Source organism: Chroococcidiopsis sp., assembly GCF_051657925.1.
In the GTDB taxonomy this organism is placed as follows: Bacteria; Cyanobacteriota; Cyanobacteriia; order Cyanobacteriales; family Chroococcidiopsidaceae; genus Chroococcidiopsis.
The window spans coordinates 1-9,390 of the sequence record NZ_JBOFLP010000081.1; the positions used below are offsets into that span (position 1 = coordinate 1).

The 9,390-nt window shown below is 44.7% G+C and carries 7 protein-coding genes and 1 pseudogene; 5 read left to right on the plus strand and 3 right to left on the minus strand.

The window, feature by feature from the left end:
* From ureC to metK, 4 genes and pseudogenes are all read left to right on the plus strand, one after another.
* Positions 1-343 (plus strand): annotated as a pseudogene (gene ureC, locus ACRC32_RS06245) (urease subunit alpha); the annotation flags it as partial.
* 261 nt (positions 344-604) lie between these two features.
* Positions 605-1,699: an ATP-binding response regulator gene (locus ACRC32_RS06250; RefSeq protein ID WP_438553176.1), complete on the plus strand. Its 1,095-nt coding sequence runs from the start codon at positions 605-607 to the stop codon at positions 1,697-1,699.
* Between the two features lie 274 nt (positions 1,700-1,973).
* Positions 1,974-3,341, plus strand: a complete 1,368-nt coding sequence (locus ACRC32_RS06255; protein ID WP_438553177.1) for an aldehyde dehydrogenase — start codon at positions 1,974-1,976, stop codon at positions 3,339-3,341.
* A 261-nt stretch (positions 3,342-3,602) separates the two neighbouring features.
* Complete coding sequence (gene metK / locus ACRC32_RS06260) at positions 3,603-4,862, plus strand: methionine adenosyltransferase (protein ID WP_438553178.1); 1,260 nt, start codon at positions 3,603-3,605, stop codon at positions 4,860-4,862.
* Positions 4,863-4,974: 112 nt separating this feature from the next.
* Here metK and moeB read toward each other — a convergent pair whose 3' ends face one another.
* The 3 genes from moeB to ACRC32_RS06275 all read right to left on the minus strand — a co-directional run bounded on the left by moeB (position 4,975) and on the right by ACRC32_RS06275 (position 7,803).
* Entirely contained in the window at positions 4,975-6,147 is a 1,173-nt protein-coding gene (moeB, locus tag ACRC32_RS06265) for a molybdopterin-synthase adenylyltransferase MoeB (protein WP_438553179.1), read from the minus strand.
* Positions 6,148-6,327: 180 nt separating this feature from the next.
* Positions 6,328-6,807, minus strand: coding sequence for a M67 family metallopeptidase (locus ACRC32_RS06270; protein WP_438553180.1), 480 nt, complete (start codon positions 6,805-6,807; stop codon positions 6,328-6,330).
* 15 nt (positions 6,808-6,822) lie between these two features.
* On the minus strand, positions 6,823-7,803 hold the full coding sequence (locus ACRC32_RS06275; RefSeq protein ID WP_438553181.1) for a 3'(2'),5'-bisphosphate nucleotidase: 981 nt from the start codon (positions 7,801-7,803) through the stop codon (positions 6,823-6,825).
* Positions 7,804-7,970: 167 nt separating this feature from the next.
* Here ACRC32_RS06275 and ACRC32_RS06280 point away from each other — a divergent pair, with 167 nt between their 5' ends.
* Positions 7,971-9,218, plus strand: a complete 1,248-nt coding sequence (locus tag ACRC32_RS06280; protein WP_438553182.1) for a glycoside hydrolase family 10 protein — start codon at positions 7,971-7,973, stop codon at positions 9,216-9,218.
* Positions 9,219-9,390: the final 172 nt, after the last annotated feature.

A 9,390-nucleotide genomic window follows, 5' to 3' on the forward strand; every position in this document is an offset into this window, starting at 1 on the left:
TTGGTCGCAAATGGGTGATGCTAACGCTAGTATTCCCACTCCCCAACCAGTTCACATGCGTCCCATGTTCGGTAGCTTCGGTGGTGCGATCGCGGCAACATCCTTGACTTTTGTTTCTCAAATTGCCCTAGAACAAGAAATTCCTTCTCGGTTAGGTTTACAAAAACCTGCTGTTGCTGTCTCACAAACCCGTCAAATCGGTAAGCAAGATTTAAAATTAAACGATGCCCTACCTCGCATCGAAGTCGATCCTGAAACCTACGAAGTTAGGGCAGATGGAGAACTTCTCACTTGCGAACCAGCTACCATCCTACCAATGGCACAAAGATATTTTTTGTTTTAAGCTCTTTCATAACGATCGCTGATGCTAACTATTTCAGATTGTTATCTATCTGCCGAAGCAAACTTTTTGCATCAATTGCTCGATCGGCAGGTGAATTTGCTACCGCGATCGAACATTGCCGAAAAATGTAACGATCTGTAGTTGGAGAAACATTCTCTCTTGAGTAAGAGGTTAATTTTGTAACGACAAGGAAGAATAATACCAACGAATAGATATTTAGAAAATATTAAAATCTTCATTTATGAGCAGCGTGCGGATTTCATGACTATTCCATCCTCCAAAGCCGATCGAATCCTCGTGGTTGACGACTCTCCCGATAACGTGTTCCTAATTCAAACGATTTTGGAGGAAGAAGGATACACAATTACTACGGCAGAAGACGGTCCCACTGCAATAGCAGAAGTTGAAAAATCACCGCCTCATCTCGTTCTGCTTGATGTCATGATGCCAGGAATGGATGGGTTTGAGGTGACTCAGCGCCTCCGGCAAAATGCCAAACTACCTTTCATTCCAATTTTACTGATTACTGCTTACGACCAACCTAGTGTTGCTAAAGGTTTGGATACGGGTGCAGACGATTTTATTCGCAAGCCTGTCGAAGTTGAAGAACTTTTGGCAAGAGTGCGATCGCTATTGCGGTTGAAGCACAGCGTAGACGAACGCGATGAAATTGCCCGTCAAAGAGAAGATTTTGTCTCTCGTTTAACGCACGACCTTCGCACTCCCCTTGTTGCTGCCGACCGAATGCTCGTACTTCTCGCGCAAGGGGCGTTAGGAGAGTTATCGCCGCCGATCCATGAAGCGATCGCAACGATGATTCGCAGCAATCAAAACCTGCTGCAAATGGTCAATACGCTGTTGGAAGTCTATCGTTTTGAGGCTGGGCGCAAGACCTTGGCATTCTTTCCAGTAGACTTGCAAAATTTGTTAGAAGATATCGTAAAAGAACTATCTCCTCTGGCGCAAGATAAAGGTGTATCGCTCCAGTTACAACAACAGCAACCTATTCCATCTGTTAAAGTTTCCGGCGATCGCTTGGAATTGCATCGTCTCTTCACTAATCTGGTGGGCAACGCCCTCAAATTTACCGATAAAGGTTCCGTTACCGTTTGCGTGTCTGCCAATCCTGACTCTTATTTACAAGTAGATGTTATTGATACGGGTTCCGGTATTTCCTTGGAAGATAGAGAGACTTTGTTTCAACGATTTCGCCAAGGTAGCCACAGGCGATCCGGCAGTGGCTTAGGACTGTATTTATCACGCCGCATTGTCGAAGCCCATCAAGGTACGCTACAAGTTGATTCCGAACTTGGAAAAGGTAGTACTTTTAGGGTTAGCTTACCTATGATGAATTAGATTTGCTTGTTGTTTGTCATTCATCATTCGTCATTTGCAAGGGCGATCGCTCGCATTGAGCTAAACTTTTCTGCAATTGATTTTATGAGAAGCGATCGCTGTTGCGACTTGCTCTAAAAAGCTACTTGTAGTAAAGTGTTCTTGTTTAATAATGAGAATATAATTTAAATTTGAAAAAAATTATAATATTTCCATTATGAAATAAATTGTATCAAGATCGCAGCCGCTATTGCAAGCACTTCACTATCAAAGTGTAGTGGAATTAAGAAAAACTATGAATTACTCTACTTTAGTATGCCAACAAAGAGAATTTTTTCAAACTGGTAAAACGAGATCGATAGACTTTCGGCTTGCCCAGCTAAAAATCCTCAAACAGGCGATAGTTGAGTACGAAATCGCTATTAACGAGGCGTTACAAGCAGATCTCCATAAACCAGTTGTTGAAATATACTTAACAGAAATTACCGTAGTTAAGAAAGAGATCGACTACGCCGTCAAACATCTGAAAAAGTGGCTAAAACCTCATAAAGCTGCCGTTCCTGTAGAGCAACAACCTGGTGCTGGCAAAATCTATCCAGAACCGTTAGGACTTGTCTTAATTATCAGTCCGTGGAATTATCCATTGCAGTTAGCTATTACTCCACTTGTAGGTGCGATCGCAGCGGGTAACTGTACGATTATTAAACCATCAGAAATCGCTACTCACGTTGCTAAGGTCTTAGCTAAAATGCTACAAAAATATTTCGATCCCACATATATTTCAGTGGTAGAAGGCGGAGTCGAAACTAGTCAAAAACTATTAACAGAAAAATTCGATCATATATTTTTTACTGGTGGTACAAACGTAGGTAGAATTGTGATGGAAGCGGCAGCAAAGTACTTAACTCCAGTGACTTTAGAACTAGGTGGTAAAAGTCCTTGTATTGTCGATACCGATATTAATCTTGAGTATGCTGCAAGGCGAATTACTTGGGGAAAATTTATCAATGCTGGACAAAGTTGTATTGCCCCCGACTATCTTTTAGTCCCGGAAGCAATTAAACAACAATTCATCGAGAAAATTCAAAAATGCATCGCTGAATTTTACGGCGCGCAACCCGCAAATAGCCCCGATTATGGCAGAATTATCGATCGCGAACAATTCGACCGCTTAGTTGCCTTGCTCGCGGATGGCAAGATAGTTTTTGGGGGAGAAACCGATGCCGAGTCACGCTACATTGCACCCACTGTCATTGAGTTAGCCTCCCTAGACGTACCAGCAATGCAGTCAGAAATTTTTGGTCCCATTTTACCAGTCGTGACTTACCAAGATATATCTGAGGCGATCGCGATCGTTAATCAAGGATCGAAACCGTTGGCTTTATACCTCTTTTCCCGTGACAGAAACCTGCAAAAGCGCGTTTTAGAAGAAACTTCCTCTGGTAGCGCCTGCATCAACGACACCGTATTGCAATTTGTCGTTCCCGCCTTACCCTTTGGTGGAGTGGGTAGTAGTGGCATGGGAAAATATCACGGCAAAGCTAGTTTTGATACATTTTCGCACTACAAGAGCGTACTGTACCGTTCTCTGGCGATCGAGATTAATTTACGCTATCCTCCCTATCGCGGAAAATTACCCTTACTTAAGCGCATTTTAGGTTAGCTGTGAAACGATCGAACTTTACACAGACTTAATACACCTGTTCCGTTAAGATGGCAAATTTCCTACTAAAATTTTTACAAACTGACTTGTTTAAGATAGGCTAAAATACACACCGTCTATCTAGCTTCTAATCGCTGAGGGGATAGCGTCCACACAATAATTAATTGTAAATAGTGGTAAAACGGCGGCGATCGCCGATTGACATAGCTACACTCAAAGCAAACTTACTCAATATTCAGCAACTCCAAGGAGGAACTGCCTTTGTCTCGTCGCTACCTATTTTCCTCAGAATCAGTTACCGAAGGTCATCCCGATAAAATCTGCGATCAAATTTCTGACACTATCTTAGATGCATTATTGGCACAAGACCCCAGCAGCCGAGTCGCAGCAGAAGTAGTCGTTAACACTGGACTAGTATTAATTACTGGTGAAATTACTAGCAAAGCTCAAGTTAATTATGTTAACTTAGCCAGACAAAAAATTGCTGAAATTGGCTATACCGATGCTGTGAATGGCTTCTGTTCTAATAGCTGTTCCGTACTAGTTGCCCTAGACGAACAGTCGGCTGATATTGCTCAAGGGGTAAATACAGCTCAAGAAACCCGCGAACAGTCGAGCGAAGAATTATTTGATTCTACTGGTGCGGGCGACCAAGGGATCATGTTTGGTTTCGCTTGTAACGAAACCCCCGAACTGATGCCTCTGCCTATCAGTCTTGCCCACCGCATTTCTCGCCGTCTAGCCGCAGTACGGAAAACCGGTCAATTGGCGTACTTGCGTCCTGATGGCAAAACTCAAGTCACCATTGCCTATGAAGACGGACGACCTGTAGGAATTGATACAATTCTGATCTCGACTCAGCACGCACCAACGATTGGTGACATTACCGACGAAAAAGCAGTGCAAGCCAAGATTAAAGAAGATCTTTGGTCTGCAGTTGTAGAGCCAGTTTTTGCCGATATTGAGGTCAAACCAGATGCACAAACCCGCTTTCTAGTCAACCCTACGGGCAAGTTTGTAATTGGCGGTCCCCAAGGCGATTCTGGCTTAACTGGACGTAAAATTATTGTCGATACCTACGGTGGATACTCACGGCATGGTGGCGGCGCTTTTTCTGGTAAAGACCCCACTAAAGTAGACCGCAGCGCAGCTTATGCTTGCCGCTACGTGGCGAAAAATATTGTAGCTGCCGGATTAGCTGACAAGTGCGAAGTGCAATTAAGCTATGCGATCGGTGTAGCGCGACCCGTTAGCATTTTAGTAGAAACATTCGGCACTGGCAAAATTGACGAAGACGTTTTGCTGGAGTTAGTCCAACAAAATTTTGAACTCCGTCCGGCTGGTATTATCCACGCCTTTAACCTGCGTAACTTACCAGCTGAAAGAGGTGGTCGCTTCTATCAAGATGTTGCTGCCTACGGACATTTGGGACGAAACGACTTAGACTTGCCTTGGGAAAAAACCGACAAGGCAGAAGTCTTAAAGCAAGCACTAAGTCAGCCAGCCTCAGCCGTAGTTTGATAGCACGTCGAACATAGGTAGTTCTTCAAGTAGAGACATGAACGTAATGTCTCTACTTTTTTGTGACCTACCGAAACGGATCTCCCCCCTTGTTAAGGGGGGCAGGGGGGATCTAATACTGAGGTACGGAGGGATCGATTTCCTGACTCCAGGCAGTAATTCCACCCTTCACATTTGTCCCTTCAATCCCAGCTTGCTTCAAAATACCCAAAGCCTTAGCCGATCGCAATCCTGCTTTACAATGAGCAATTAACCGATGACCGTTGAGTATTTCTTTTACCTTCTCGACACCTTCACCATTTTCAATGTCTGGTAAAGGCACTAATACCGAACCAGGAATCTTAGCGATTTCATATTCGTGCGGGTTACGCACATCTAACAGCACGAAATCATCAGCGCCGCTATCGAGTAACTGCTTCAACTCCTGTACCGTCATTTCTTGAATATCCATCTGCTGTTTTGCCTCCTCTGCTTTCGCTTGGGGAATCCCACAGAATTGTTCGTAATCTACCAACTTTTCAATTACCGGACGCACGGGATTGGGACGCAACTTCAACTCTCGGAACTTCATATCGAGGGCATTGTATAGTAACAAACGCCCGCTCAAAGTCGTTCCTTTACCCAAAATGATTTTGACAGTTTCCGTTGCCTGAATTGTACCAATAATGCCACACAGCACTCCCAGTACCCCACCTTCAGCACAGGAAGGAACCATTCCAGGGGGTGGGGGTTCGGGATATAAATCGCGGTAGTTGGGACCACCTCTATAGTTAAATACAGTCGCTTGTCCTTCAAATCGGAAAATGGAACCATAAACATTGGGTTTATCTAACAACACGCAAGCATCGTTTACCAAATACCGCGTGGGAAAATTGTCAGTTCCATCAGCGACGATATCATAAGGTTTGAGGATTTCTAGCGCATTTTCCGAACTCAAGCGCGTTTCATAAAGGTCAACCTGACAATGAGGGTTAATCTCTAGAATTCGCTCTTTGGCAGATTCAATCTTCGGTTTACCAACCCAAGATGTGCCGTGAATCACCTGACGTTGTAAATTAGAGCGATCGACGATATCGAAATCGACAATACCGATACGTCCGATCCCCGCCGCTGCCAAGTACAGCAACAGAGGTGCGCCCAAACCTCCCGTACCGATACACAGTACGCTGGCGGCTTTCAAACGCTTTTGTCCTTCTAGACCGACTTCCGGCAAAATCAAGTGGCGGGAAAAACGTTCGTATTCTTCTTGTGAGAGTTGGATTTCATCCAAATTGGGATTGAGCATAACAGTTTGATGGGAAGGAGCGGATTAACATCGTCTCCGGTTGATTACCATCATGAGGGGGTGATGGGGAGATGGAATCTATCTTGAATGCAGACAGACCCTACATCGTATCTTAAATGGAAAAACACTCGATCCGATCGCGATACAATTCTTAAATTTTGGTGCTTAAATTTGCGATCGCTAAATTAATCTTTCTACGACAATCTCTTCTGGTTGGAACTGATGGTTATCGTCAAGGCTCCAACTCAATACCTCTCCAGCCTTGCCTTGGAGAACTGAAACAATGATATACGAATAGGTTTGCCACGCACAGAGGCGATCGAATTCTGACGGGATTGCGGGATGATTTGGATGGGAATGATAAACTCCAATAATATCAAGTTGGCGATCGCGTGCCTCTTTTTGCACTTTCAACATCACTTCTGGGGCGATCGTATAGTAAGTATTCTTCTGCGTGCCTAAATTCAGATTTGGCTCGATCGCTTGAAAATCTGCGGCAGCTGTTGGATTCCAAACATTTTCAGTGGCGATCGCCTCTACTAAAATTTTGTCATTCTGACTCAACTTACCCAGCAATAAGCCGCAGCACTCATGTGGATAAGTACTTTCTGCGTGGCTACAAATCAGCCGCAAATGTTCGACTGTTAACCTAATACTCACAAGCTTTAAATTGACTTAGACTTTCTGTCGCAGTGCATCCAACACGGCATCATATATATCGCTACTACTAGCAATAATGCCCCGATTATTGAGCATCTTAGCATTAGCAGCAAACTCCAAAGGCTTACCATACATATCTGAAACACGACCACCAGCCTCTTCTAAAACGATTGCTCCTGCGGCATGATCCCATATATTTTCGCGGTAATCGGGATATTCTGCCCAAGGCAGTCGTAAATAAAGAGCAGCTTCACCCCTAGCAACTACAGCATATTTCGCCATGCTATCGATCGAGAGTGGCTCGGGAGTCATGCCAACTGCTTGCGCGATCGCTCGTTGTAAAGGCAAATTACCATGTCTTGACTCTACACTCTCCGTCGAACGGAAATTGCTTTTGTTCGCGGTTCTCGCCCCTAAAATTGGCTGAGCAACTCCATTATTTAAAGCGAGTTGAGTTGTTCCCTGTCCCCTAACAGCTACAAATAAAACTCCCCGTTCGCCTTGTGGCTGATTCAAGTCTAGTGGTAATGCTGGACAACCCATCACCCCTAGCTTGACTTCTCCATCTTCAATCAAAGCTAGGGCAATCGCATATTGATCGCTGCGTAAAAATCCTTTTGTCCCGTCAATTGGATCTAGAGTCCAAAAGCGATCGCCTACTTGACCGTTACCGCGATCGATCCACTCCAAGATAGTCTCAGCAGATGTTTCTGGAATATGTACCCGCACGTAAGATGTGATTTGTTCCAGTTGCTCAGACATATGCGGTTGGCGCAGCAACTTTGCATCTTCTTCCCCTACAACTGCATCTTGAGGAAAAGCTGCCGCGATCGCCTGACAGATAATTGCCTGAGCGCCTAAATCTGCAATTGTGACTGGACTAAAATCTGGCTTTTCTATTGCAGTAACAAGGCAATCGCTCTGAATTTGCGTGCAGAGTTTGATTGCTCGGATTACAGATGCGATCGCCACCTGTTTTTCTAATTCGTATGCCATCAGTTACTTCCTCAGACATAACATCCAGGCTGGATTATGACACATAGCTAGAAAGAGTGGTAGAGGCGCACGGCTGTGACCCCTTACGACAAACTCGTTAACTTAACTCTTTACAATCGGTTGCGAGTCTATATGAAATTTGACAATCTTCCGCTGACAAAAGAGATGTGCGACGATCGAATCCACTGCCAACAAATTCTCAAAAGGACGGATTACTGGTGAAGGGTAAGCGTCAAGCTTGGTTTATGACTTTATTCAGTCTATGTATGGCGATCGTCTTGCTACTACACCTACCGCTACAAGTAGCATCTCAGCCTCACCCTGTAGAAACTGAAGTGCGGGGAGTGTGGTTGACCAATGTTGACAGCGATGTTTTGTTTTCCCGCGATCGCTTGAGCAAAGCTTTACAACGATTGGCAAAATTAAACTTCAACACGGTTTATCCTACCGTTTGGAATCGCGGCTATACTCTCTATCCCAGCTCTGTAGCAGAACGTACAATTGGGAGATCGCTCGATCCCAATCCGAAGCTGAAAGGAAGAGATGTTTTAGCCGAAATTGTCCAACAGAGTCACAAGCAAGGACTGAGCGTTATTCCCTGGTTTGAATTTGGGTTAAAAGCACCCGCCAATTCCGATCTCATCCGCCGTCATCCAGACTGGATTACCTATCGCCGCAACTCCCGCCGAATTTCTAAAGGAAATAAATATAACCAAGTTTGGCTTAATCCCTTTCATCCAATGGTGCAACGATTTATCGTCAACTTAGTTGCCGAGATTGTCTCGAAGTACGACATAGACGGTATCCAAATCGACGATCACTTCAGTTTGCCTATTGACTTAGGCTATGACACGTTTACTACCCGACTCTACCAGCGGGAAAATGGCGGTAAGAAGCCGCCTGCCAATCCTCGTCATCCGCAGTGGATGCGCTGGCGTGCTAATAAAATTACGCAGTTAATGACCCAAATTTATCAAGCGGTCAAAACTCGCAGACCTGATTGTCTCGTGACTCTAGCGCCAAATGCTCACGAATACGCCTATAACACGTCTCTACAAGATTGGCGTACTTGGGAAAAAAAGGGTTTGGTAGAGGAAGTTGTCTTACAAGTCTATCGAGACGATTTGAAAACTTTCGTGAAAGAAATAGAGCATCCAGAAATCAAAGCAGTCAGTAGCCGTATTCCTGTCAGTATCGGTATATTGGCAGGTTTGAAAAAGCGTCCTACTCCTATAAAGCGGATTGAACAGCAGGTTCAAGCAGCTCGTAATCGAGGATTTGCGGGAGTATCTTTCTTCTTCTACGAAAGTTTGGGCGATCGCGATTCTGCTTTCCAGTCCATGTTTCCTGACACTGTAGCGCGACCGCAAATCTCCCACGGTTGGGCAGGGACTACTCAGGGAGTCAAGCAGTAATCCTCAATAATTCTTCAAACCGGTGTGTGGAGGGGGGGGAGGGAGAGAAAGCCAAAAAAGTTTTGTCCAACTAGTTGACAAGAGCTAGAGGGATTAGTTAGATTAATAAAGCGCCGGAAGAGAGACGAGCTGAAAAGCGGTTCTGCAAGGCGACCGAACCTAGAAAAGAGTA

Excerpts from the sequence above, each read along its gene's own strand:
- ACRC32_RS06250 (WP_438553176.1), top strand. The coding sequence starts at position 605 with ATGACTATTCCATCCTCCAAAGCCGATCGAATCCTCGTGGTTGACGAC.
- ACRC32_RS06255 (WP_438553177.1), top strand. The coding sequence starts at position 1,974 with ATGAATTACTCTACTTTAGTATGCCAACAAAGAGAATTTTTTCAAACT.
- moeB (WP_438553179.1), bottom strand. The coding sequence starts at position 6,147 with ATGCTCAATCCCAATTTGGATGAAATCCAACTCTCACAAGAAGAATAC.
- ACRC32_RS06275 (WP_438553181.1), bottom strand. The coding sequence starts at position 7,803 with ATGGCATACGAATTAGAAAAACAGGTGGCGATCGCATCTGTAATCCGA.